Origin of the sequence: Rhizobium sp. ZX09, assembly GCF_017357485.1 — a bacterium.
GTDB lineage: Bacteria > Pseudomonadota > Alphaproteobacteria > Rhizobiales > Rhizobiaceae > Agrobacterium > Agrobacterium pusense.
This window is the reverse complement of the sequence record NZ_CP031364.1, coordinates 767034-791113: the sequence shown is the minus strand read 5'-3', so window position 1 is coordinate 791113 and position 24080 is coordinate 767034. Positions and strand designations below refer to the sequence as shown.

The window sequence follows — 24080 nt, the reverse complement described above, 5'->3', positions numbered from 1 at the left end:
CCTCGATTAAAAAGGAGTCCCATCAATGATGGATATTGTTCTGATCGGCGCAGCCACGGTGTTCTTCGCCCTCTGCTTTGCCTACACGCGCGCCTGCGACCGGCTTTAGACGGAGGCTGCGATGACGTTTGATTATATCCTGAGCGGCGCCGTCACGGTCTTTATCGCTGCCTATCTCACCTATGCTCTCATTCGCCCCGAACGTTTCTGATCGGGAAGCGGCGGCTGTTGAAAGTTTGATACCATGACCCTCAATGGATGGTTCCAGGTCCTGCTTTTCTGCGGGATCATTTTTGCGCTGGTGAAGCCGCTTGGCTTCTATATGGCGCGTGTCTTCAATGGCGAGCGCACGCTGCTGTCGCCGGTTCTTGTGCCGGTCGAGCGCGGACTTTACGCCCTTGCCGGGACAAGTGAGCGTGAGGAGCAGCACTGGACGACCTATGCGGTCTCCATGCTTCTCTTCAATCTTCTCGGTTTCGCCCTGCTCTATGCCCTGATGCGCTTTCAGGCCGTGCTACCCTATAATCCGCAGGGAATGGCGGCCGTCGGACCAGAATTGTCCTTCAATACGGCCGTCAGCTTCGTCACCAACACCAACTGGCAAAATTATGGCGGCGAAAGCACGCTTTCCTATCTGACGCAGATGGCCGGTCTCACCGTGCAGAACTTCGTTTCCGCCGCAACCGGCATGGCAATCGCCATCGGCCTGATCCGCGCATTCTCGCGCGCTTCCGGCAAGGCGATCGGTAACTTCTGGGTGGATATGGTCCGCTCCACGCTCTACGTGCTATTACCCCTCTGCATCGTGCTGACGCTCGTCTACGTCTGGCTTGGCGTGCCGCAGACGCTCGGCGCCTATGTGAACGCGCAGACGCTGGAAGGCGCGCAGCAGACAATTGCCGTCGGCCCCGTCGCATCGCAGCTCGCGATCAAGATGCTGGGCACCAATGGCGGCGGCTTCTTCAACGCCAATTCGGCGCATCCCTTCGAAAACCCCGATGCCATTTCCAACATGATCCAGATGGTATCGATCTTCGCCATCGGCGCAGCTTTCACCAATGTCTTCGGTCGCATGGTCGGCAACCAGCGCCAGGGCTGGGCTATCCTTGCGGCCATGGGCGTGCTGTTCATCGCCGGCGTTGCCGTCACGTACTGGGCGGAAGCAGCCGGAAACCCGCTGATGCACAGTTTCGGGCTTGCAGGCGGTAATATGGAAGGCAAGGAAGTCCGTTTCGGATTGGCGCTCTCGTCGCTCTTCGCGGTCATCACCACGGCTGCGTCCTGCGGCGCGGTCAATGCCATGCACGGCAGCTTCACGGCCTTGGGTGGTCTCATCCCGCTCATCAACATGCAGCTGGGCGAGGTGATCGTCGGCGGGGTCGGTGCGGGCTTTTACGGCATTCTGCTCTTCATCGTCATCGCCATCTTCGTGGCAGGGCTGATGGTCGGGCGCACGCCGGAATATCTCGGCAAGAAGATCGAGGCCAAGGAAATGAAGATGGCGGTTCTGGCCATTCTCTGCCTGCCGCTCGCCATGCTGGTCTTCACCGCCACGGCCACCATCCTGCCCTCGGCTGTGGCATCGATTGGGACGGCGGGCCCGCACGGCTTTTCCGAAATCCTCTATGCCTACACCTCGGCGGCCGCCAATAACGGCTCGGCCTTCGGCGGCCTGACCGGGAACACGACCTGGTACAACATCACGCTTGGTCTCGGCATGTTGATGGGCCGCTTTCTGGTCATCATTCCCGCACTCGCCATTGCGGGTTCGCTGGTCACCAAGAAGACCGTTCCGGCCTCTGCAGGCACCTTCCCGACGGATGGCCCGCTTTTCGTTGGCCTGCTGGTCGGCACGATCCTGATCGTCGGCGGCCTTACCTTCCTGCCTGCGCTGGCGCTCGGCCCGGTTGCCGAACATCTTGTCATGGCGGCAGGTCAGCTTTTTTGAGGTGATGTCATGAACGAAGGCAAATCCGCACGTCGCCGCATCGTTCCCGCCCGCAACGGCGCTCCCGTCAGAGGCAGCGCCACGCCCGGCGGCTGGTGCGCCTCCAATCTCATTCTCGCGATGATGGCGGCTCTGTTCGCCGCCGTTGTCGCTCTCGAAGTTATCACGGGCTGATCGACCCTCATCGGTCGCCCTGTTCAAACGCTGGAGCCTCTTCATGAGCCAGTCCAAACAAGTGAGCATCCTAGATTCTCGCATTCTCGTGCCGGCCATCGCCGCCGCATTCAAAAAGCTCAACCCGCGCACGCTTGCGCGCAATCCGGTCATGTTCGTTGTCGCGACGGTGTCAGTGCTGACCACGGTGCTGTTCATCCGCGATCTCATCACGGGCGGTGCCAATCTGGGCTTCTCCTTCCAGATCAATCTCTGGCTTTGGTTCACCGTGCTGTTCGCCAATTTCGCCGAAGCCGTCGCCGAAGGGCGCGGCAAGGCGCAGGCGGATTCGCTGCGCCGGACCCGCACAGAAACCCAGGCGAAACTGCTCACCGGCGATGACCGTAGCCAATACAGTATGGTGGCGGGCACCAGCCTGAAGGTGAACGATGTCGTTCTTGTAGAGGCAGGCGATATCATCCCTTCCGATGGTGAGGTCATCGAAGGTGTTGCTTCGGTAAACGAGGCGGCGATAACAGGCGAATCCGCCCCGGTCATCCGCGAATCCGGTGGCGACCGCTCTGCCGTGACCGGCGGCACGCAGGTGCTGTCGGACTGGATAAGGGTACGCATCACCGCTGCTGCCGGCTCCACCTTCCTCGACCGGATGATTTCCCTGGTCGAAGGTGCTGAACGCCAGAAAACGCCGAACGAGATTGCGCTCAACATTCTGCTCGCAGGCATGACACTGATTTTCGTTCTGGCCACCGCGACCATACCGAGTTTCGCGGCCTATGCCGGCGGTTCGATCCCGATCATCGTGCTGGTGGCGCTGTTCGTCACGCTCATCCCCACCACCATCGGCGCGCTTCTGTCGGCCATCGGCATCGCCGGCATGGACAGGCTGGTGCGTTTCAACGTGCTTGCCATGTCCGGCCGCGCCGTCGAGGCTGCTGGCGACGTGGACACGCTGTTGCTCGATAAGACCGGCACGATCACGCTCGGGAACCGGCAGGCGACCGAGTTCCGCCCCGTCGCCGGCGTTTCCGAGCAGGAACTGGCCGATGCGGCCCAGCTTGCGTCCCTTGCTGACGAAACACCTGAAGGTCGCTCCGTTGTGGTTCTGGCGAAGGAGAAATATGGCATCCGTGCCCGTGACATGCAGAAGCTGCATGCCAATTTCGTCCCCTTCACCGCCCAGACCCGCATGAGCGGTGTCGATTTCGAAGGCTCCTCCATTCGCAAGGGGGCGGTCGACGCCGTTCTTTCCTATGTTGACGGCGGCGCTTCGCAACAGGGCAATGTGGCGCTTGCCGTCAAAACCGAAACGGATGCCATGCGCGGCATAAGGACAATTGCCGAAGAAATTGCCAAGACCGGGGGCACGCCGCTCGCCGTTGTTCGGGATGGCAAGCTTCTCGGCGTCGTGCAGCTGAAGGATATCGTCAAGGGCGGCATTCGCGAGCGTTTTGCGGAGCTTCGCCGCATGGGCATCCGCACTGTCATGATCACTGGCGACAATCCGATGACCGCCGCCGCAATTGCTGCGGAAGCGGGTGTCGATGATTTCCTCGCCCAGGCCACACCGGAAAACAAGCTGGAGCTTATCCGCGAGGAGCAGGCGAAGGGCAAGCTCGTCGCCATGTGCGGTGACGGCACCAATGATGCTCCCGCGCTGGCGCAGGCCGATGTCGGCGTTGCCATGAACACCGGTACCGTGGCCGCCCGCGAGGCGGGCAACATGGTCGATCTCGACAGCGATCCGACCAAGCTCATCGAGATCGTCGAAATCGGCAAGCAGTTGCTGATGACGCGCGGTGCACTGACCACCTTCTCGGTTGCCAACGACATCGCCAAATATTTTGCCATCATTCCCGCAATGTTCCTGGCGCTCTATCCGCAGCTTGGCGTCCTGAATGTCATGGGACTTTCGACGCCGCAGAGCGCCATCCTCTCGGCCATCATATTCAACGCGCTTATCATCATCGCGCTGATCCCGCTCTCGCTGAAGGGCGTCAAATATCGCCCGATCGGTGCAGGTGCGCTGCTATCGCGCAATCTGGTCATCTATGGCTTCGGCGGCATCATCGTTCCCTTTATCGGCATCAAGGCCATCGACCTCGCCATCACGGCGCTCGGTCTCGCCTGAGGAGTAAAGACAATGTTTAGACAGCTTCGTCCCGCACTGGTGCTGATCCTCGCCACCACGGCCATCACCGGCCTTGCCTATCCGCTCGGCATGACGGGCCTGGCGCAGGCGCTTTTTCCCGCGCAGGCCAATGGCAGCCTGATCGAAAAAAATGGCACGGTGGTCGGATCGCAATTGATCGGGCAGGCCTTCACTGGCGAGACTTATTTTCATGGCCGTCCTTCCGCCGCCGGCGATGGCTATAATGCGGCTTCGTCCTCCGGCTCCAATCTCGGGCCGACGAGCGCCAAGCTTATCGACCGGGTGAAACAGGATTACGAGGCCGCGAGAGCTGAAAATCCGGCCTCGGCGGTGCCGGCCGATCTGGTGACGGCCTCGGGCAGCGGCCTCGATCCGCATGTTTCGCCGGAAGCCGCCTATTTCCAGGTTCCGCGTGTCGCCAAAGCGAGGGGCATGGATGAAGCGGCATTGCGCGCCATCGTTGAGCGTCACGTCGAAGCTCCGGAACTCGGCTTCATGGGCGAGCCCGTTGTAAACGTTCTTGCGCTCAACATGGCTCTTGACGCAGCCGGCTCATGAATTGAAATGGCTATGGCTTGTTCGCAAGCCATAGCCTCGACCACTGGTGGTTAAATGCCTGACGATATCAGCAACATGCCCGGCCGGCCGTCGCCCGATGCGCTTCTGGAAAACGCCAGGCGCGAGGCGCGGGGCCGGTTGAAGATTTTTTTGGGCGCCGCACCCGGTGTCGGCAAGACCTATGAAATGTTGATGTCAGGCCGGGCGAAGCTTGCGGATGGCGTCGACACCATTATCGGCGTCGTGGAAACGCATGGCCGCAGGGAGACCGAGGCATTGGTCGAGGGGCTGGAGGTCGTCCCTCGCAAACGTATCGATTATCGCGGCCAGATGCTGGAGGAGATGGATATCGACGCGATCCTCGCGCGTCGCCCCGCCCTGGTTCTGGTCGATGAACTTGCTCACACCAATGCTGCAGGCAGCCGCCACCCCAAGCGTTATATGGATGTTCAGGAAATCCTCGCGCAGGGCATCGACGTCTACACAACGCTGAACATCCAGCATGTCGAAAGCCTGAATGATGTGGTGGCGCAGATCACCCGCATCCGTGTCCGTGAAACCGTGCCCGACAGCATCATCGACCGGGCCGATGATGTCGAAATCATCGATATTACGCCTGACGACCTCATCAAGCGGCTGCAGGATGGCAAGGTTTACCTGCCCCGTACGGCACGGCGCGCCATCGAGAATTATTTTTCGCGCGGTAACCTGACGGCATTGCGCGAGCTGGCGCTCCGGCGCACCGCGCAGCGGGTGGATGAGCAATTGCTCAATCACATGCAATCCCATGCCATCTCTGGCCCCTGGGCGGCCGGAGACAGGGTTCTGGTCTGTCTTGATCATGGCGGCAACGGCCCCGGTCTTGTGCGTTATGCCCGAAGGCAGGCGGACCGGCTGCGCGCACCATGGACCGCACTGCATCTCGACACGCCGCGGTCGCAGCAATTGTCGGAGGCGGAGAAGGACCGGCTGGCCGGCACCATGCGGCTTGCCCAGCAGCTTGGCGGCGAGACGGTAACCCTGCCGGCGCTTGACCTGACGCGGGAGATCATCTCCTACGCCAATACAAACAATTTCACCCACATCATCATCGGTCGCCCGCGAAAATCCTGGTGGCAGCGAATTTTTCAGCGCTCGCTGACGCATGATCTGATCGACCATGCCGGCGATATCAGTGTGCACGTCATTTCCGGCGACAAGAATGAAGAGAAGCCGGCGCAATCCGTGAAGGCCGCACCGTCCCGCTCGCGCTGGTCGATAGGCTCCTATCTCAACAGCACGCTGTTCGTAGCGCTCGCCATCGTTGTCGGCATCGTGCTTGACCGGACGCTCGACGTTCAGAATCTGGCGCTCGTTTTTCTCATGGCCGTGCTGGCGGCCGCTGTTCGCGGAGGACTTGGACCTGCGTTATATGCCTCGCTGCTTGGTGCCGTCGCATTCAATTTTTTCTTTCTGGAACCACGATACACGCTGACGGTCAGCGCGCCGGACAGCGTTCTGGCGTTGCTTTTTTATCTCGGAGTGGCGCTTGTTGCCTCCAACCTCACGGTTGCGGTGCAACGGCAGGCGGCCTCGGCGCGGGTAAGGGCGCGCACGACGGAAGATCTCTACCTGTTTTCCAAAAAGCTTGCCGGAACGGCCACGCTGGATGATGTGTTGTGGGCCACCGCTTACCAGATGGCTTCGATGTTGAAGGTGAGGGTGGTGCTGCTTCTGCCGGAGAACAACGCCATCGCCGTCAAGGCCGGTTATCCGCCCGATGACACGCTGGTGGATGCCGATATCGCGGCCGCGCAATGGGCATGGGAACACGACAAGGCGGCTGGTCGCGGCGCAGACACGTTGCCGGGCGCCCGGCGGCTTTATCTGCCGCTCCGCACCGGCAGCGGTGCCGTCGGCGTCGTCGGGTTGGATGATGACCGAAGCGGGCCGCTTTTGACACCTGAACAACAGCGCCTGTTTGATGCGCTGGCCGACCAGGCTGCACTCGCGATCGAACGTATCCAGCTTGCCTCGGATGTCGACAAGGCAAGGCTGGCCGCGGAAACCGACCGACTGCGCACAGCACTCCTCACCTCCATTTCCCACGACCTCAAAACCCCGCTCGCGGCTATTCTGGGTTCGGCCGGAACGCTGAAGGACTTTGCCGAGGACATCCCGCCCGATGCGCGCGCCGATCTGCTTTCGACGATCGTTGAGGAATCCGAACGGCTGAACCGCTTCATCTCCAATCTTCTCGATATGACGCGGATCGGATCGGGTGCAATGGAGCCGAATTACGGGCTGCATTTCCTTGGCGACATGGTCGGGACAGCGCTTTCGCGTGCCGCGAAAATCATTGTGCGGCATGAGGTTGTTCTGGATATTCCGCCTGATCTGCCGATGCTTAGGGTCGATCCCGTGCTATTCGAACAGGTCCTGTTCAACCTCATAGACAACGCGGCCAAATATGCTCCCGAACACACGGTCATCGAACTCCGGGGCTGGCAGCAGGGAAGGCACGTCTTCCTGTCCGTGGCCGATGAGGGGCCGGGCTTTCCTCCCGAAGATGCGGAGCGGGTGTTCGACAGCTTCTACCGGGTGCGCAAGACCGATCAGGTGCAGGCGGGAACCGGACTGGGGCTATCCATCTGCAAGGGTTTCATCGAGGCCATGGGGGGTTCGATTCGTGCGGAGAACAGGCAGGGTCGGGGAGGTGCGCAATTCACGGTAACTTTGCCCGTTCCCGCCAACGCGCCTGTGCTAAATCATGAACAGGGCGCCGCCTGAGCCGAAATGGCGACCCCGCTCCCACTACGCCGCCAAAGGAGACCCTGGAATGACCAATTCCGCCGTTAACATTCTGATCGTTGACGATGAACCGCCGATCCGCAAGCTTTTGCGGGTGGGGCTGTCGACGCAGGATTATACGGTAAGCGAGGCGATGAATGCGAAGGTGGCGATGGAGCTGGTCGAGCAGGACAAGCCCGATCTCGTCATTCTCGATCTCGGCCTGCCGGATATGTCGGGACACGATCTTCTGGCGAAATGGCGCAGCGAGGGGGTGGCGTTGCCGGTCATCATCCTGTCCAGCCGAACCGATGAAGCAGGTATCGTCAAGGCACTGGAACTGGGAGCCGACGACTACATTACAAAGCCCTTCGGCATGAACGAACTCGTCGCCCGCATCCGTGTCGCGCTGCGCCACCGGCTCCAGAGCCAGGGTGAAAGGCCTGTCTTTCAGACCGGCGATCTTTCGGTCGATCTTGTCCGGCGTATCGTCAGGGTGGAGGGCCGGGAGGTGAAGCTCTCCCCGAAGGAATACGATATTCTGCGGGTGCTGGTTCAGCACGCAGGCAAGGTGCTGACGCACCGCTTCCTGCTGGAGCACGTATGGGATGAACTGACCGACGTGCAATATTTGCGGGTCTATGTGCGCCAACTGCGCCAGAAGATCGAAAAAATCCCCGATCAGCCCCGTTACATCCTGACAGAAACCGGGGTAGGTTACCGGTTGCAGGAGGTTTGAGGGCGCCGCAAGGCAACGCCCTCCGATATCTCACACGGCAGCGCAGATGGACAGGAATTCATCTACATCGGCCTCGGTCGTCGCAAAGCTGGTGACCATGCGGATCAGTACTTCTTCCTTGCCGACTTTTTCCGGCATGTCGCGCGGTTCCAGCCAGTCATAGAACCTTGCGCCTTTTTCCGTCGCTGCTTGCGCGGCTGCCTTTGGCAAAATGGCGAAAACTTCGTTGGCCTGGGTCGGCCAGGCGAGGCGCGCGCTGTTCAGCGAGCCGAAGCCCGCGCGCAGCCGGTTCGCCATGGCATTGGCATGGCTGGCGAGACCGAGCCAAAGATCATCCTGCAGATAGGCTTCAAACTGCGCTGCGATGAAACGTGACTTCGAAAACAGTTGCGCTGTGCGTTTGCGCAGGAACGAGAAATCCCGAGCGAGCGAAGGATTGAAGAAAACGATCGCTTCCGCGCACCAGCAGCCATTTTTCGTGCCGCCGAAAGACAGCACGTCAACGCCGCGTTTCCAGGTCATTTCAGCCGGCGTGGTGTCAAGGGCGGCCAGCGCATTGGCAAAACGCGCGCCGTCCATATGCAGAGGCAGGCCGTTTTCCTTGGCGATTTTGGAGATGGCTTCAATTTCGTCGAGTGTGTAGACGGTGCCGGCTTCGGTCGCCTGCGTCATGGTGATGGCGGCGGCACGGCCGTGGTGAACGGCATCCTGCGGATAGCGGGCAATGCGCTCGATCAGGTTTTCCGGCAGCATCTTGCCGTTCGGCCCTTCGACTGCGACCATGCGCATGCCGGAAAAGAAATCCGGCGCGCCGCATTCGTCCTCGATCACATGGGCTTCCGAATGGCAGAAGGTCAGGCCGCCGGCGCGCGCGATGCTGGCCAGCGAAAGCGAATTGGCCGCCGTGCCGGTGGCGACGAAAAACACCGCAACCTCGCGCTCGAATATCTCGTTGAAGCGCTTTTCGATGGAGAGATCGAGTTCGCTGGTGCCATAGGCGGAGGCAAACCGGGTGGATTCCCGCGAAAGCCGTTCATTGACGGCCGGATGGGCGCCAGCCCAATTGTCTGAAGCAAAAAACATCTCTGAAGGCTTTCCGATAGCTGGGGTTCTGATTGGGGAATGCATGGAACGACGACTGGCAAAGTTCTAGGACCTAACTCCTCGATTGGCAAATCCGGCAATGAAAGCAATGGGGAGGCGGGATTTGCGACAGAAAGTTTCGCGCAATAGGTCAGTATCGAAACTTCGCTATAAAACGACGGTCTCACTAATTGGATTCGCGCCCTTGCCAATTCCGCCGGTTTCTGCCAAAATCCTCGGGAATTGAGACAGTCTTACTGTCCTAAATTTGATCCAGCCGGCTAGAATGCGGATTTTGCCAAAGGGCGAAATTTGCGTCGCGCCGGACCTTCGCATGAAACCGTGCAAGTAATTTGCAGGAGGGACAAAAATGACGAACAAGCCGCAGGCGGACATCGCCGCCGCAACCCTGACCACTGACTGTCCCACCGCGGCTGCGGCTGCACCCGTTTCTGCGAAAGCGCGTTTCGCGGGCGGCTTGCCGGAAAGGCAGGGTCTTTACGATCCCGCCAATGAACATGATGCCTGCGGCGTCGGCTTTGTCGCCCATATGAAAGGCGTCAAGTCGCACCAGATCGTCAAGGACGGCCTGTTCATCCTTGAAAACCTGACCCATCGTGGCGCCGTCGGCGCAGATCCGCTGATGGGCGATGGTGCGGGCATTCTCGTGCAGATTCCCGACCGCTTCTTCCGCGAGGAAATGGCCGCGCAGGGCGTGACATTGCCGAAGGCTGGCGAATACGCCGTCGGTCATATCTTCATGCCGCGCGATCCTTCCCGCATCGAGCACTACAAGAAGGTCATCGTCGACGTCATCGGCGAAGAGGGCCAGCAGTTCCTTGGCTTCCGTGATGTCCCGGTCGACAACTCCTCGCTTTCCAAGGCGCCGGATATCGCAGCGACCGAGCCGCACCATGTGCAGGTCTTCATCGGCGCCGGCCGCGATGCCGCGAGCAATGCCGATTTCGAGCGCAAGCTGTTCCTCATCCGCAAGGTTCTCTCCAACCGCATCTATGACGAAGGCGGCGGCAAGGAAACACAGGATTTCTATCCCGTTTCCCTTTCTTCCTCGACCATCGTCTATAAGGGCATGTTCCTCGCCTATCAGGTGGGCGCATATTACAAGGACCTTTCGGACCCGCGTTTCGAATCGGCTGTCGCGCTCGTGCATCAGCGTTTCTCCACCAACACCTTCCCGTCGTGGAAGCTGGCGCACCCCTATCGCATGGTCGCCCATAACGGCGAAATCAACACGCTGCGCGGTAATGTCAACTGGATGGCGGCGCGTCAGGCATCGGTTTCGTCCGCGCTGTTCGGTGACGACATCTCCAAGCTCTGGCCGATTTCCTATGAAGGCCAGTCGGACACGGCCTGCTTCGACAACGCGCTCGAGTTCCTCGTCCGCGGTGGCTATTCCATGGCCCACGCGGTGATGATGCTGATCCCGGAAGCCTGGGCCGGTAACCAGTCCATGTCTGCCGAACGCAAGGCATTCTACGAATATCACGCAGCCCTGATGGAGCCGTGGGACGGTCCCGCCGCCGTTGCCTTCACCGACGGCAAGCAGATTGGCGCGACGCTCGACCGCAACGGCCTGCGCCCGGCCCGTTACCTCGTCACTGATGACGACCGCATCATCATGGCTTCCGAGGCCGGCACGCTGCCGGTGCCGGAAGAGCGCATCGTCAAGAAGTGGCGTCTGCAGCCCGGCAAGATGCTGCTGATCGACATGGAAAAGGGCGCGATCATTTCCGACGAGGAAGTGAAGCACGAGCTTGCCGCCAAGCATCCCTATCGCAGCTGGCTTGATCGCACGCAGCTCATCCTCGAAGAGCTGAAGCCTGTCGAACCACGCGCGCTGCGCCGCGACGTGTCGCTGCTCGACCGCCAGCAGGCCTTCGGTTACACCAGCGAAGACACCAAGCTCCTGATGTCGCCGATGGCGACGACGGGCCAGGAAGCCATCGGCTCCATGGGCACGGATACGCCGATTTCGGCCATGTCGGACAAGTCGAAGCTGCTCTACACCTATTTCAAGCAGAATTTCGCGCAGGTCACGAACCCGCCGATCGATCCGATCCGCGAAGAGCTCGTCATGAGCCTCGTGTCGTTCATCGGCCCGCGTCCGAATATTCTCGACCATGAAGGTGCCGCCCGCGCCAAGCGTCTGGAAGTGCGTCAGCCGATCCTGACCAATGGCGATCTGGAGAAGATTCGCTCCATCGGTCACACGGAAGACCGTTTCGACACCAAGACGCTCGACTTCACCTATGATGTGGAGCGCGGTGCCGAAGGCATGCCGGAAATGCTGGACCGCCTCTGCGAGCGGGCCGAATCCGCCGTCCGCGGCGGTTACAACATCATCGTTCTTTCCGACCGCCAGCTTGGCCCGGACCGCATCGCGATCCCCGCCCTTCTGGCGACCGCCGCCGTGCACCATCACTTGATCCGCAAGGGTCTGCGCACCTCCGTCGGTCTCGTCGTCGAAACCGGTGAGCCGCGCGAAATCCACCATTTCTGTCTGCTGGCCGGTTATGGTGCCGAAGCGATCAACCCCTATCTCGCCTTCGATACGCTGCTCGACATGCACAAGCACGGCGCCTTCCCGAAGGAAGTCTCCGACGACGAAGTGGTCTATCGCTACATCAAGGCGGTGGGTAAGGGCATCCTCAAGGTCATGTCCAAGATGGGCATCTCCACCTACCAGTCCTATTGCGGCGCGCAGATTTTCGACGCCATCGGCCTGTCTTCGGAATTCGTCGAGAAATATTTCTTCGGCACCGCCACCTCCATCGAAGGTGTCGGCCTGACCGAAATCGCCGAAGAAACCGTGGCGCGCCATACAGCGGCTTTTGGCAAGGACCCGATCCTTGCCAACACGCTCGATATCGGCGGCGAATACGCCTATCGCATGCGCGGCGAAAGCCATGCCTGGACGCCGGACGCCGTCGCCTCGCTGCAACACGCCGTGCGTGGCAACAGCCAGGATCGCTACCGCGAATTCGCCGGCATGGTGAACGAAACGGCGCTGCGCATGAACACCATTCGCGGCCTGTTTAAGGTCAAGTCGGCGGAAGCACTCGGTCGCAAGCCGGTCTCCATCGATGAGGTCGAACCGGCAGCCGATATCGTCAAGCGGTTCTCGACCGGGGCGATGTCCTTCGGCTCGATCAGCCGCGAGGCGCATACGACGCTCGCGATTGCTATGAACCGCATCGGCGGCAAGTCCAACACGGGTGAGGGCGGGGAAGAATCCGACCGTTACATGCCGCTGTTGAACGGCCAGCCGAACCCGGAACGCTCCGCCATCAAGCAGATCGCATCCGGTCGCTTCGGTGTGACGACGGAATACCTGGTCAATGCCGACATGCTGCAGATCAAGGTGGCGCAGGGCGCAAAGCCCGGCGAGGGCGGCCAGCTGCCCGGCCACAAGGTGGATGCGACGGTTGCAAAGACCCGTCACTCCACCCCGGGCGTCGGCCTCATTTCGCCGCCGCCGCATCATGATATCTATTCCATCGAAGATCTGGCGCAGCTGATCTACGACCTGAAAAACGTCAATCCGGAAGCCGATGTGTCGGTGAAGCTGGTGTCGGAAGTCGGCGTCGGCACGGTTGCGGCCGGTGTCGCCAAGGCGCGCGCCGACCATATCACCGTCGCCGGTTTCGATGGCGGCACGGGCGCGTCACCACTCACGTCGCTCAAGCACGCGGGTTCGCCCTGGGAAATCGGCCTTGCCGAAACCCAGCAGACGCTGGTGCTGAACGGACTCCGCTCGCGCGTTGCCCTGCAGGTGGATGGTGGTCTGAAGACCGGCCGCGACGTCATCATCGGCGCGCTGCTCGGCGCGGATGAATTCGGCTTTGCCACCGCGCCGCTGATTGCGGCCGGCTGTATCATGATGCGCAAGTGCCATCTCAACACCTGCCCTGTCGGCGTTGCCACGCAGGACCCGGTTCTGCGCAAGCGTTTCAAGGGTACACCGGAACACGTCATCAACTACTTCTTCTTCGTGGCCGAAGAAGTGCGCGAAATCCTTGCCTCGCTTGGCGTGACCAGGCTGGACGAGATCATCGGCGCTTCCGAACTGCTCGAGAAGGACGAGATGCTGGCGCATTGGAAGGCGAAGGGTCTGGATTTCAGCCGCATCTTCCATAAGGTTGAGGCACCCAAGGAAGCGACGTTCTGGACGGAACGCCAGAAACATCCGATCGACGACATTCTCGACCGCAAGCTGATCGAAAAGTCCCTGCCGTCGCTGGAAAACCGCGAACCCGTGGTCTTCGAAGTGCCGATCAGAAACGTCGACCGCTCCGCCGGCGCGATGCTCTCCGGCGCGCTTGCCAAGCGCTGGGGCCATAAGGGTCTGAAGGATGACACGATCCATGTGACGCTGCGCGGCACGGCGGGCCAGTCCTTCGGTGCGTTCCTCGCTCGAGGCATCACCTTCGATCTGGTGGGTGACGGTAACGACTATGTCGGCAAGGGTCTTTCGGGTGGCCGCATCATTGTGCGCCCGCCGGAAAACGCCCGTATCGTCGCGGAAAACTCGATCATCGTCGGCAATACCGTGCTGTACGGCGCCATAACCGGCGAGTGCTATTTCCGTGGCGTAGCTGGCGAGCGGTTCGCGGTGCGTAACTCCGGCGCGGTTGCGGTTGTCGAAGGTGTCGGCGACCACGGTTGCGAATATATGACCGGCGGCATCGTGGTCGTTCTTGGCGAGACAGGCCGCAACTTCGCGGCCGGCATGTCCGGCGGTGTGGCTTATGTTCTTGACGAGAAGGGCGATTTCGCCACGCGTTGCAACATGGCCATGGTTGAGCTGGAGCCAGTTCCGGAAGAAGACGACATGCTGGAAAAGCTGCACCATCACGGTGGAGACCTCATGCACAAGGGACGTGTCGACGTTTCCGAAGACATGACGCGCCACGACGAGGAGCGTCTTTATCAGCTGATCTCCAACCACTTCCATTACACGAACTCGTCGCGTGCCAAGGATATACTCGATCGCTGGAGCGAGTTCCGTCCGAAGTTCCGCAAGGTCATGCCGGTGGAATACCGTCGTGCGCTTGAGGAAATGGAGCGCATGCGCATGGGCGTGGCGGCGGAGTAATCCGCCGCGTGAGGACACTACACCACCTGATCTCGCTGATAACAGCGGTCGCCATTCGTGGCGACCACCTGGACGGGCGGCGAGAGCGGATTTGAGTTCATCGTGCTGGGGGCGGCTTTGGGTTTCGCCACCTGGTACTGGGGCCCGACAGGCGCTCCGCTTTGATGTGAGGACATAAACGTGGGCAAGGTTACAGGTTTTCTGGAGATCGACCGGCAGGTGGGCAAGTATCAGCCCGCATCGGATCGTATCCGCCACTTCCGCGAATTCACCATTCCGATGTCGGATGCCGAGGTGCAGAAGCAGGCGGCGCGCTGCATGGATTGCGGCATTCCCTATTGCCACGGCCCGACAGGCTGTCCCGTGCACAACCAGATCCCCGACTGGAACGATCTGGTCTACAATAACAACTGGGAGGAGGCGATCCGCAACCTCCATTCCACCAACAACTTCCCGGAATTCACCGGTCGCGTCTGTCCCGCCCCTTGCGAGGAGGCCTGCACGCTGAATCTTGAGGATGCGCCGGTCGCGATCAAGACCGTCGAACAGGCGATTGCCGACAAGGCCTATGAGCTGGGCTTCATCGTGCCGAAGCCGGCGACGATCCACACCGGCAAGAAGGTCGCCATCATCGGTTCCGGTCCCTCGGGCATGGCGGCGGCGCAACAGCTTGGCCGCGCCGGCCACGAGGTTCACGTCTATGAGCGCGAATCCAAGCCCGGCGGCCTGCTGCGTTACGGCATCCCCGATTTCAAGATGGAGAAGAACTTCATCGACCGCCGTGTCGAGCAGATCAAGGGCGAAGGTGTTACCTTCCATTGTGGCGTCAATGTCGGCGTCGATGTGACGGTGGAGGCGCTTCTCGCCGACCACGATGCCGTGCTTTATTGCGGCGGCTCGGAAACCCCGCGCCCGGCCGGCATCGGCGGGGCGGATCTGCATGGCGTTTATGATGCCATGCCCTATCTAGTGCAGCAGAACCGGCGCGTCGGTCGTGAAAACATTGACAGCGTTGGCTGGCCGGCCGATCCGATCCTCGCCGGCGGCAAGCATGTCGTCGTTGTGGGCGGTGGCGATACTGCATCCGACTGCGTTGGCACGGCCTTCCGCCAGGGTGCTGTTAAAGTCACCCAGCTCGACATACGCCCGATGCCGCCGGAAAAGGAAGACAAGCTGGCGGTTTGGCCTTTCTGGGCAACCAAAATGCGCACGTCGTCTTCGCAGGCCGAAGGCGCCATCCGCGAGTTCCAGGTGGCGACCCTCGAGTTCGTTGGCGAAGACGGCGTGCTGACAGGTGTGAAGTGCTGCCAGGTGGATGACCGACGCAAGCCCATTGCCGGCACGGAGTTCATCATCAAGGCCGATCTCGCCTTCATCGCCATCGGCTTTTCCGGTCCCTTCACGGACAGCGTTCTGAAGGAAATGGACGGCAAGCTGACACTCAACACGGACCGCCGTGGCTCCACAAATGTCGTCGCCAACGAGACGGATTACAGAACCTCTGTCGACAAACTCTGGGCGGCGGGCGATGTGCGCCGTGGCCAGTCGCTGGTGGTCTGGGCGATCCGCGAAGGCCGTCAGGCGGCGCGTGCGATTGACGAAGCGCTGATGGGCGCGACCGTTCTTCCGCGCTAAGCCGGCAAATGGATAAAAATGGAAAGGCCTGTCGCACCCGCAACAGGCCTTTTTTGATGTCAGAAAACGAGCGCTTCTTTTTCAGCAATAGGGAAGCGTAATCCGGAAGCAGGCCCCACCGCTGGATGAATCGCCGATAGTAATATCTCCGCCGTGATACCGCACGATTTCCTGCACGAGATTAAGCCCGAGGCCCGTGCCCCGGTCTCTGGGTTGCAGGCGATGAAAGGCATCAAAGACGAGTTCCCGCTCCTTTTCAGGAATGCCGTTGCCTTCGTCGGCGATCTCTATCACCCGATTGGCTGCCACTGTCATCGTTATGGTTCCGCGGTTGCCGCCGTGTTCTATGGCGTTTTGCACGATATTCATCAGGGCTCGCCGGAGGGAAGGGTCGTCCGCAAGTGCAAGGATCGGTTCTTCCTCCGGTTCAAATGAGAGCTCATAACCCTGCGAGATGGCAAGCGGTGCCATATCGGCAACAACCGATCTGCAGAGATTGACCAGATCGAGCGGCACCAATGGCGCCTTCTGGCCGCCGAGACGCTGCAGATCGAGCAATTGTTCGGCCAGCACGCCGATACGGTTGGCATCCGCCAAAATCCGGCTGCGTGCGGGCCCTTCCAGCAGAGTTTCGACACGCGTCTGTAGAATGGCGACCGGCGTGCGCAATTCGTGCGCGGCGTCGAGAATGAAGCGCTTGTGCCGTTCATAGCCATCGTCCAGGCGCTTGAGTGCACCATTGACGGCATGCACCAGCGGCTGCACTTCCCGTGGAATATCATTGTCGGGCAAGCGATATCCGCGTCTGTCGATATCGATCGCTTCCGCGGTTTTGGCAATCGTCGAGAGTGCCCGAAATTCCCTGCGGATGATCAAGGGAATTGCTATCGTGGTCGCAATGGAGATGAGGACGAGGACCGGGAAAATCATGATGTTGGAAAACAGCAGAACAGGGAGCGTCATGCTGAAAAGATCGCCTTTTCCGACCATCACGAACTCTCCGGCTGGCCCGGATGCACGGCGAACGACCGCAAGGTAAAGAACGGCAAAATAGGAGTAGGACATCCCGGCTTCGCGAATGTTCGAAATCTTGATGTCGTTTAACTCCTTCTCCATGTTGCTGTAGGCCTCGGGCACAGGGCCACCCTGGATGAGCTCATCCTTGTCGCTCAGCGCAACAAACCAGAAATCGGGCATTTTTTCCCGGAGTTTGGCATATTCGGCCGTCTCTTTCAGCGTAAGCTTCCCATCCGTATCGCGGATCAAAGCGTTTGCAGTTATCTGCGCCGCCTCCGAGCTAAGAAGAGCGCTGCCGACGCCGTCGCTCAACAGATAGGCAAAGAATGCGACGCTGACGATCAACAGACTGCCGATCTGGAAGAGGAGCAGTTGAATGGTCAATCGCCGCTTCAGTGACTTTCTCTTTGACAATCTCATCCCGTCGCCCTCAAAAGATATCCCACGCCGCGAATGCCATGCACCTCCACGGCGGCGTCCGCGGCCTGCAATTTGCGCCGCAAGCGGGAAATGTGGGAATCGAGCGCATTGGACTGGATTTCATCGTCAAAGTTATAGACGGCCTCTTCGAGCAGCGAGCGCAGCACTGTTCTGCCCTGTCGTCGCAGCAGGGCTTCGAGAATCAGCAACTCCCGCCTCGTCAGCGGAAGAAACGCGCCGTTGATACGCACTTCGCGCGTCTCGAAACAAAACTCCAGCCTGCCGAGTTTCGCCGTCATCGCCACGGTTCCGGCGGGTCGGCGCATCAGGGCGCGAATGCGGGCAAGTAGCTCCTCGACAGCGAAAGGCTTGGCCATATAGTCATCTGCACCGAGGTTCAGGCCCTTCACCCGATCCACGAGTCCGCCCTGGGCCGTCAACACTATGACGGGTGGGGTGACCGGCAGCAGACGCAGATTTTCTATCAGTTCGATGCCGTCACCATCGGGCAGTTGCCGGTCCAGCACAACGAGATCGTGGACACTATCCATGATGGCGTGTCGGGCGAGATCCAGTGTTCCGACCGTATCCACGATAATATCGAACCGATGGAGCGCGGCAGACAGGGCCGCTGCCATCTCACGTTCGTCTTCAACAAGCAGCAGGCGCATGAATTCGTCTCGGCATTGTCGGCACGCTTAGGGTGAAGCGTACACATGGAGTCAAAAACGACGGTGCCGTTGACGCTCATGGCAAGCGACGCGTCGCCGTCGAATACATTCGCCGTGCGAAATCGGTGGAGCGGCGGAGGTTTGTGACCGATCTCCGCATTCCTGCAAAGCTGCAGCTATCCTGTCATCGTGGGATTGCCTGAACATTACGCCGACCGACTGGGCGGCAGACGGCGGGCAAGCTTCTATTGCTTTGCCTGTGTGGTATCGGGCGTCATCCGATAGTCATCGATGCGGCCTGCCGGCGCATCGGCCATTTCGCCACGCTTGGTCAGCCTTTCGCGCGGGGATTCCACGACGGAGACGCGTGTTGGCGCGGCCGAAAGAGGGACATCCCCGAGCAGTTTGTCGCCGCCATCGAGAGCGGGATCGGTAAGGCTGATCGGCTGGGTGCGCACCTGTCCCGCATCGATGCCAAGTGCCGGCAGGGAGGTGAGTGCCGGCAGATTGCTGCCGTCCAGTTTCACAAGGTCCGGTCCGGCGCCGTCGAGGTGCCGGCGGACGAATTTCTCGACGTAAAAGGCAAGCTTGCGCTTTCCGGCCTGCGTCATGCCGATACCGTCGGCCTCACGCAGGCGGGCCTGCTGACCGTTCATGTCGTAACCGGTGATGACGAATTTGCCGGCTTCGTCGACAAAACCGTCCCAGACATCCACGAACTCGCCGCCGAATTTTTCCACATGGCTGCGGTAAAGCCGGTTGAACCCAACGAGATCCGCAGAAAGCGAGGGAGACTGGAAGGCGGGCAGACCCACCCATAATAGCGGCACTTTCGGGCGGCCGGCGAGGGTGAGAAGCTCATCGATCCGTCTCTCATATTCCTTGAGCCAGACCTCCGTGCCAAATTTTTCCTTGATATCGCCGATCTGCATCTGCTGGCGATCGTTCGAGCCCATCATGATGACGATGGTGGCGGGGTTGGTCTCGCTTATGAATTGCGGCAGGTTTTTGAACCAGTCGTAATAATCGGTGCGCACCAGGCCGGAAGAGCCGTTGGCACGCACATCGACCGCAATTGCCGGCGAGCTGGCAAATGCATTGACCAGCTCTTCCCCCATGCCGCCGGCGAGGAAATCACCGATAACGAGGACGCGCCTGGCATTTTCAAGCTTGGCGGCAGGCTCCGGCTTAGCGGTTCGCATCTGGACCACCGAAGGCGCTTTCCTTGCAGGTTGCGGGCGGGTAACCGATCTTTCGCGCGGCGCGGATGGGAAATCGCGCCGGTTGCGGGGCTGGTATTCGCGGCCTGATCCGCCATCGCGGCCTACCGGCCTGCCGAACAGCATTTCAAACAGGGTACGCCGCTGTTCCTGTGCCAAGCTCTCGGAGGGAGCGAGAGGCATGGCAAGAACAGCGGAAAGAAGGACAGCGCAGAAACGCCAGCCGGTTCTTCCAGTCTTTTCCGCAGGTTTCGTACTCATGACATCGGCCCTTCCGGATATTTCGGCGGCGTTTCGTAACTGCCGCCGAACTCGCCGGCACATTATCAGTTGCGAAGGGCTCTCAGCAACCGCTGCGACGGCTGGCCGTCCGCGTCCATCCCCATGCGTGACTGGATGGCACTGATGGCGGCCTTGGAACCGGAGCCGAAGTTGCCGTCGACTTCACCGTCATAATAGCCGAGTTCCTTCATGCGGGTCTGAAGTTCGAATTTTTCGCGAATATCCAGCGTACCGTCCGGACGCGGCCACTTCTGCTGCATGCCGCCGTAACCGGCGATTTCATCCGCGAGCAGTCCGACGGCGAGCGCATAGCTGTCGGAGGCGTTGTATTTCTTGATGGTGAAGAAGTTCTTCATCATCAGGAAACCCGGGCCATTTGCCCCACCCTGCAGTTTCAGCATCGCGCGGTCGGAACCACGGGTGAAATTCTTGCCGTTTGGACGGGTGAAGCCAAGCTTTGCCCATTCCGCGATGGTCTTCGTCTGGCCTTCATACCGCGCGCCGCCACGCGGAACGGCGGTTTCGTAACCCCATGTCCGGCCGGGCTCCCAGCCGTTTTTCGCGAGAAGATTGGCGGCAGTTGCGAGAGCGTCCGGGACGGAATGCCAGATGTCCCGTTTGCCATTGCCATCCGCATCTACCGCGTAAAGCAGGTAGCTTGTCGGGATGAACTGGGTATGGCCCATCGCGCCGGCCCAGGAGCCCGTCAGCTGTTTGGGGGTAACGTCACCCGCCTGAAGGATCTTGAGCGCGGCAATCAATTGCGTACGCGCGAATTTGGCGCGCTTGGGATCGGAATAGGCGAGCGTTGCCAGCGCCTGCGGGATGTTGTGCAGCCGCTCCGGCTTTTCGAGAACCGCGCCGTAATTCGATTCCATCGACCAGATGGCGAGAATGATGTGCTTGTCGACGTTGAAGTTGCGCTCGATCCAGTTGAGGGTCGTCGCGTGTTTCATCTTCATTTCGCGGCCAATCCGCACCGTGTACGGATTGACGCGGGAGTCTAGATAATCCCAGATTTGCGTTGTGAATTCCGGTTGGAAAGTGGCCTTGCGCAACGCGTCGGGATCCGGCTCGCTAACGCCGGCAAAGGCTTTCTGATAGGTCGCCTTGCTAATGCCTTCTTTCGCGGCTGTTGCATAGAACTGGTTGATCCACTGACGGAATCCGGCATCGGCGCGGGCCGAAACCGGCGCCAGCGAGATTACCAGGCCAGCAGCCACCATGCAGCCGAATTTGCGGACATCTGAAAGGATCATCTTTGTCATCGTCTGTCTTTCGTTCTCTCGAATGTCATTTCGATTGCGAAAACGCATCGGGCGTCATCATGGATAACAAAAGAACGTCAACAAATTCTTTACCATTAATAGATGGTAGCGTCACCCTTTACAAAACGTTGTTGTTTTTGAAATAACAACAGCGTGCGGGGATTGTGATCAAGTGTTATCTCTCAGGAGGAATATGTGGTAGAACATAAGAAAATTCGGAAGGCCGTATTTCCCGTCGCAGGTCTCGGCACGCGCTTTCTGCCCGCAACCAAGGCAGTTCCGAAGGAAATGCTCACCGTCGTAGATAAGCCGGTTATTCAGTACGTCGTTGATGAAGCGGCAGAAGCGGGTATCGAGCATTTTGTATTTGTCACCGGCCGTGGCAAGGCGGTGATCGAAGATTATTTTGATATTCAATTTGAACTTGAACAGATGCTGCGCGAGCGCAACAAGAATGCCGAGCTGACACTGCTGGCCGGCCTCCTGCCCAAGGCAGGTACCGCAAGCTTCACGCGCCAGCAGGTGCCGCTCGGCCTGGGCCATGCGGTCTGGTGCGCCCGTGATATCGTCGGCGACGAGCCCTTCGCCGTGCTTTTGCCTGACATGATCATGCATTCACAGAAAAGCTGCCTGAAGGGCATGGTCGAACTTTACGACCAGACCCAGGGCAACGTCATCGCCGTGCAGGAATGCGCTCCCGACCAGACGCATAAATATGGCATCGTCGGCGTGGGCGAGACCGTGGGTGAGGGCTTTAAGATCACCGAAATGGTTGAAAAGCCTGCAAAGGGTACAGCGCCTTCGAATTTCTACATTAACGGCCGCTATATTCTTCAGCCCGAGATTTTCGATATTCTTGAAAATCAGGAGCGTGGCGCCGGTAATGAAATCCAGTTGACAGACGGCATGCTGACGCTTGCCAAGTCGCAGGAGTTCGCAGGCTATCATTTCCGCGGTCAGACCTTCGATTGCGGTGCCAAGGATGGCTTCATTCTGGCCAACGTCGCTTTCGCTCTCGAGCGCGGCGATATCCGTCCGGCAATCGAAGAGCCGATCAAGGCCCTGATCGACGGGCTGAAGTGAGAGACCAGAGAATAGATGACAAAATCCCGGCCTTCGCGCCGGGATTTTTATTTGGCGCTTATCGCTTCAGGACAAGCCCTGCACCGACGCGAAGTTCGCTGCTGTCATAAACCGGTGTCCACTGGTAGCTGACATCGGCGGTCAGATCGAGATAACGGTTGAGACCCCAGGTCAGGCCGGCACCCGCCGTATATTCCACGGCGTCCTCCGTGTCGGAGGAGGGGAATGTGCGATGCACGATTTGCCCGGTCAATCGCGCTACCAGATTGCTGCGCAATTCGTGGGTCAGCCCGGCATCCAGGCGATAGGAAACCCATCCGCCCTGCGGACCGCCGGCGAAATCCTCTATTGTCGTGCGCAGGCCAAGATTGACATTCGTGCCGCGCTGGGGCGACCAGTTAAGTTCGCCGTCAAGCGTCAACGCGCCGATCGACGCAAGGCGATCATCGTCATATTGTTTACGCAGATAACCGATGGCGGCTTCGCCACGGGTCTTTTCACCGAGATCGACCTCTGCCCCAATCTTCGCCCCATAGGCATTGGATGAACGGGCATAACCGGAATTGTCGAGGCGGCTATCATATTTCGTTGTGCCGGCGTTCAGTTCGAGGAAGGGGATCAGCGCTGGTGACAGCTCATAGCCGAGGCGTCCGCGCAGATTCGCACCATTCTGGTCACGGTCACTGAGGCTGATCGGCCGGCCATCGAGACCCTTCGCGTCGGTATACACCGTACGGGACAGGTCAAGCGCGGCCAGACCTCGCAGCTTGCCGAAATCCCGCTCTATCGATGCCCCGGCGCTGAAACGGTGTTCGCCACCCTGCACGGCGGCGCCGGTCAAGGCATTGGGATCGGTCGTGTCTTCACGGCTGAATTCGTAACCGACCTTGAGGTTGGCGGTTGTTTCTGATCCGAGGTCAAGACGCAGATCGGCCTCTATCCGCGCCCTTGGTTCTTCTCCGTCCTTATCACCGAAGTTTTTCTCCCACGCGCCGTCTCCCGTGACGGTCAAAGCATGGCGGGACCAGTCGCTGGTGAGCGTTCCGCGTATGCCCGTCGTCAGATAGTTTCGTCGCGAGGGACCACCCGTATTCCTCTGTTTTTCCGTGTTAATGGTCTGACTGATCGAAGGCCGGAGCAGAAGGGTGCCCAGCCGAATTCCCGGAGTCTGTCCGGGTTCGGTAACAACGCGTGGGTTTTCGCCCCCGTCCACGGTCGGCTCATAGGGGTTGTCTGCGTCGGCATAGGGCTGCCCCGCTTCGTCCTGCTGCTCGGAAATCGCGTCACCGGGATTATTTGAGGGACGCCAGAGTTGGGGCGTGGGGACAGGTGCCGTTGTGGCCTGGGCCGTACCCGCCATTGTCCCGGGGGTCGGTGCGGGAGCGGCGGAGCCAATGCCATCGGCCGTGGCAGCGACGCCCGGCATTGCCGGGGCGGCAGTCGCCGTCTGTGCGGAAGCATCTTCGTGGGGGTAAAAAAGCGTGCAGGCGAGCAGCAGGGTTGCTGCTTTCCGCGACGTCGGCAGACGTGTGGCGGTGCCCTTCACAGTCATTCCTTTTCACCCGGCGAATGGGCCGAATGCCGGACCGACAGTCCGCCAATACATTGCCGCAGGCCCCAGTCAGAAAGGCCGACGAAACGACATTGACAAACCAGGGACCGAACAGTCGACGCAAGTTTTAACATCGCTTTAACAATAGGTTTTTTATGGTTAACAGTTGATAAAGATCGCCGGAATTTCCTGATGTCACGGGGAGGCGTCCTGGAGTGCCGTCCACTCCCGTTACCTGCGCGCACCGGTCAGAGCTGGCGGCAGCGGGGCTGTTCGTAAATGCAAATATTCCTAATATGAAAAGATTAAAACGTTTCAATTTGGCACGGAATCGCCCTATGATTAACGAAAGTTGACCTTCCATTGCCCGGCAAATCGTATTGAATTTTATTTTGT

The 24080-nt window shown here is 59.9% G+C and carries 16 protein-coding genes; 10 read left to right on the top strand and 6 right to left on the bottom strand.

The genetic code is table 11. The annotated features are described in order from the left end of the window. Positions 1–121 precede the first annotated feature (121 nt). From kdpF to BTN45_RS18315, 7 genes are read left to right on the top strand one after another with little or no spacing between them, the layout of a single operon-like run. Complete coding sequence (kdpF, locus tag BTN45_RS18345) at positions 122–211, top strand: K(+)-transporting ATPase subunit F (RefSeq protein WP_003506089.1); 90 nt, start codon at positions 122–124, stop codon at positions 209–211. A gap of 33 nt (positions 212–244) precedes the next feature. Next, complete coding sequence (kdpA, locus tag BTN45_RS18340; RefSeq protein ID WP_207590434.1) at positions 245–1948, top strand: potassium-transporting ATPase subunit KdpA; 1704 nt, start codon at positions 245–247, stop codon at positions 1946–1948. A gap of 9 nt (positions 1949–1957) precedes the next feature. Further along, positions 1958–2122, top strand: a complete 165-nt coding sequence (locus tag BTN45_RS18335; RefSeq protein WP_004445852.1) for a hypothetical protein — start codon at positions 1958–1960, stop codon at positions 2120–2122. Positions 2123–2165: 43 nt separating this feature from the next. Then, positions 2166–4250 (top strand): potassium-transporting ATPase subunit KdpB, encoded by a 2085-nt coding sequence (kdpB, locus tag BTN45_RS18330; RefSeq protein WP_207590433.1) that lies wholly within the window; start codon positions 2166–2168, stop codon positions 4248–4250. Between the two features lie 12 nt (positions 4251–4262). After that, a complete protein-coding gene (gene kdpC, locus BTN45_RS18325) occupies positions 4263–4829 on the top strand; it encodes a potassium-transporting ATPase subunit KdpC (RefSeq protein ID WP_004445848.1) in 567 nt (188 codons plus the stop codon). 54 nt (positions 4830–4883) lie between these two features. Further along, complete coding sequence (locus BTN45_RS18320) at positions 4884–7598, top strand: sensor histidine kinase KdpD (RefSeq protein ID WP_207590431.1); 2715 nt, start codon at positions 4884–4886, stop codon at positions 7596–7598. Positions 7599–7647: 49 nt separating this feature from the next. Beyond that, positions 7648–8337, top strand: coding sequence for a response regulator transcription factor (locus tag BTN45_RS18315; protein WP_207590430.1), 690 nt, complete (start codon positions 7648–7650; stop codon positions 8335–8337). Positions 8338–8367: 30 nt separating this feature from the next. Here the strand turns inward: BTN45_RS18315 and BTN45_RS18310 are convergent, their stop codons facing one another. Next, positions 8368–9420, bottom strand: a complete 1053-nt coding sequence (locus tag BTN45_RS18310; RefSeq protein ID WP_207590428.1) for a low specificity L-threonine aldolase — start codon at positions 9418–9420, stop codon at positions 8368–8370. Positions 9421–9790: 370 nt separating this feature from the next. On the opposite strand from BTN45_RS18310, the gene gltB reads away from it, so the two are divergent. Together gltB and BTN45_RS18300 are read left to right on the top strand one after the other, a co-directional pair. After that, positions 9791–14536 (top strand): glutamate synthase large subunit, encoded by a 4746-nt coding sequence (gltB, locus tag BTN45_RS18305; protein ID WP_006697197.1) that lies wholly within the window; start codon positions 9791–9793, stop codon positions 14534–14536. 180 nt (positions 14537–14716) lie between these two features. Beyond that, entirely contained in the window at positions 14717–16171 is a 1455-nt protein-coding gene (locus BTN45_RS18300; RefSeq protein WP_004445843.1) for a glutamate synthase subunit beta, read from the top strand. An 81-nt stretch (positions 16172–16252) separates the two neighbouring features. Here BTN45_RS18300 and BTN45_RS18295 read toward each other — a convergent pair whose 3' ends face one another. The 4 genes from BTN45_RS18295 to BTN45_RS18280 form a co-directional block, all read right to left on the bottom strand. Continuing rightward, positions 16253–17608: a HAMP domain-containing sensor histidine kinase gene (locus BTN45_RS18295; RefSeq protein ID WP_035208593.1), complete on the bottom strand. Its 1356-nt coding sequence runs from the start codon at positions 17606–17608 to the stop codon at positions 16253–16255. Next, positions 17605–18279 (bottom strand): response regulator transcription factor, encoded by a 675-nt coding sequence (locus BTN45_RS18290; RefSeq protein WP_207590427.1) that lies wholly within the window; start codon positions 18277–18279, stop codon positions 17605–17607. Before BTN45_RS18290 ends, BTN45_RS18295 begins: the two co-directional genes overlap by 4 nt. A 245-nt stretch (positions 18280–18524) precedes the next feature. After that, positions 18525–19760: a DUF459 domain-containing protein gene (locus BTN45_RS18285; RefSeq protein WP_207590425.1), complete on the bottom strand. Its 1236-nt coding sequence runs from the start codon at positions 19758–19760 to the stop codon at positions 18525–18527. 65 nt (positions 19761–19825) lie between these two features. After that, a complete protein-coding gene (locus tag BTN45_RS18280) occupies positions 19826–21049 on the bottom strand; it encodes a lytic murein transglycosylase (protein WP_034497647.1) in 1224 nt (407 codons plus the stop codon). 195 nt (positions 21050–21244) lie between these two features. On the opposite strand from BTN45_RS18280, the gene galU reads away from it, so the two are divergent. After that, complete coding sequence (gene galU / locus BTN45_RS18275) at positions 21245–22132, top strand: UTP--glucose-1-phosphate uridylyltransferase GalU (RefSeq protein WP_004445838.1); 888 nt, start codon at positions 21245–21247, stop codon at positions 22130–22132. Between the two features lie 58 nt (positions 22133–22190). Here the strand turns inward: galU and uppP are convergent, their stop codons facing one another. Continuing rightward, positions 22191–23684, bottom strand: a complete 1494-nt coding sequence (gene uppP, locus BTN45_RS18270) for a polysaccharide biosynthesis protein UppP (protein WP_207590423.1) — start codon at positions 23682–23684, stop codon at positions 22191–22193. Positions 23685–24080 lie beyond the last annotated feature (396 nt).

Excerpts from the sequence above, each read along its gene's own strand:
- kdpA (WP_207590434.1), top strand. The coding sequence starts at position 245 with ATGACCCTCAATGGATGGTTCCAGGTCCTGCTTTTCTGCGGGATCATT.
- kdpB (WP_207590433.1), top strand. The coding sequence starts at position 2,166 with ATGAGCCAGTCCAAACAAGTGAGCATCCTAGATTCTCGCATTCTCGTG.
- kdpC (WP_004445848.1), top strand. The coding sequence starts at position 4,263 with ATGTTTAGACAGCTTCGTCCCGCACTGGTGCTGATCCTCGCCACCACG.
- BTN45_RS18335 (WP_004445852.1), top strand. The coding sequence starts at position 1,958 with ATGAACGAAGGCAAATCCGCACGTCGCCGCATCGTTCCCGCCCGCAAC.
- gltB (WP_006697197.1), top strand. The coding sequence starts at position 9,791 with ATGACGAACAAGCCGCAGGCGGACATCGCCGCCGCAACCCTGACCACT.
- BTN45_RS18315 (WP_207590430.1), top strand. The coding sequence starts at position 7,648 with ATGACCAATTCCGCCGTTAACATTCTGATCGTTGACGATGAACCGCCG.
- BTN45_RS18290 (WP_207590427.1), bottom strand. The coding sequence starts at position 18,279 with ATGCGCCTGCTGCTTGTTGAAGACGAACGTGAGATGGCAGCGGCCCTG.
- kdpF (WP_003506089.1), top strand. The coding sequence starts at position 122 with ATGACGTTTGATTATATCCTGAGCGGCGCCGTCACGGTCTTTATCGCT.
- BTN45_RS18295 (WP_035208593.1), bottom strand. The coding sequence starts at position 17,608 with ATGAGATTGTCAAAGAGAAAGTCACTGAAGCGGCGATTGACCATTCAA.
- BTN45_RS18285 (WP_207590425.1), bottom strand. The coding sequence starts at position 19,760 with ATGAGTACGAAACCTGCGGAAAAGACTGGAAGAACCGGCTGGCGTTTC.
- BTN45_RS18310 (WP_207590428.1), bottom strand. The coding sequence starts at position 9,420 with ATGTTTTTTGCTTCAGACAATTGGGCTGGCGCCCATCCGGCCGTCAAT.
- uppP (WP_207590423.1), bottom strand. The coding sequence starts at position 23,684 with ATGACTGTGAAGGGCACCGCCACACGTCTGCCGACGTCGCGGAAAGCA.
- BTN45_RS18320 (WP_207590431.1), top strand. The coding sequence starts at position 4,884 with ATGCCTGACGATATCAGCAACATGCCCGGCCGGCCGTCGCCCGATGCG.
- BTN45_RS18280 (WP_034497647.1), bottom strand. The coding sequence starts at position 21,049 with ATGACAAAGATGATCCTTTCAGATGTCCGCAAATTCGGCTGCATGGTG.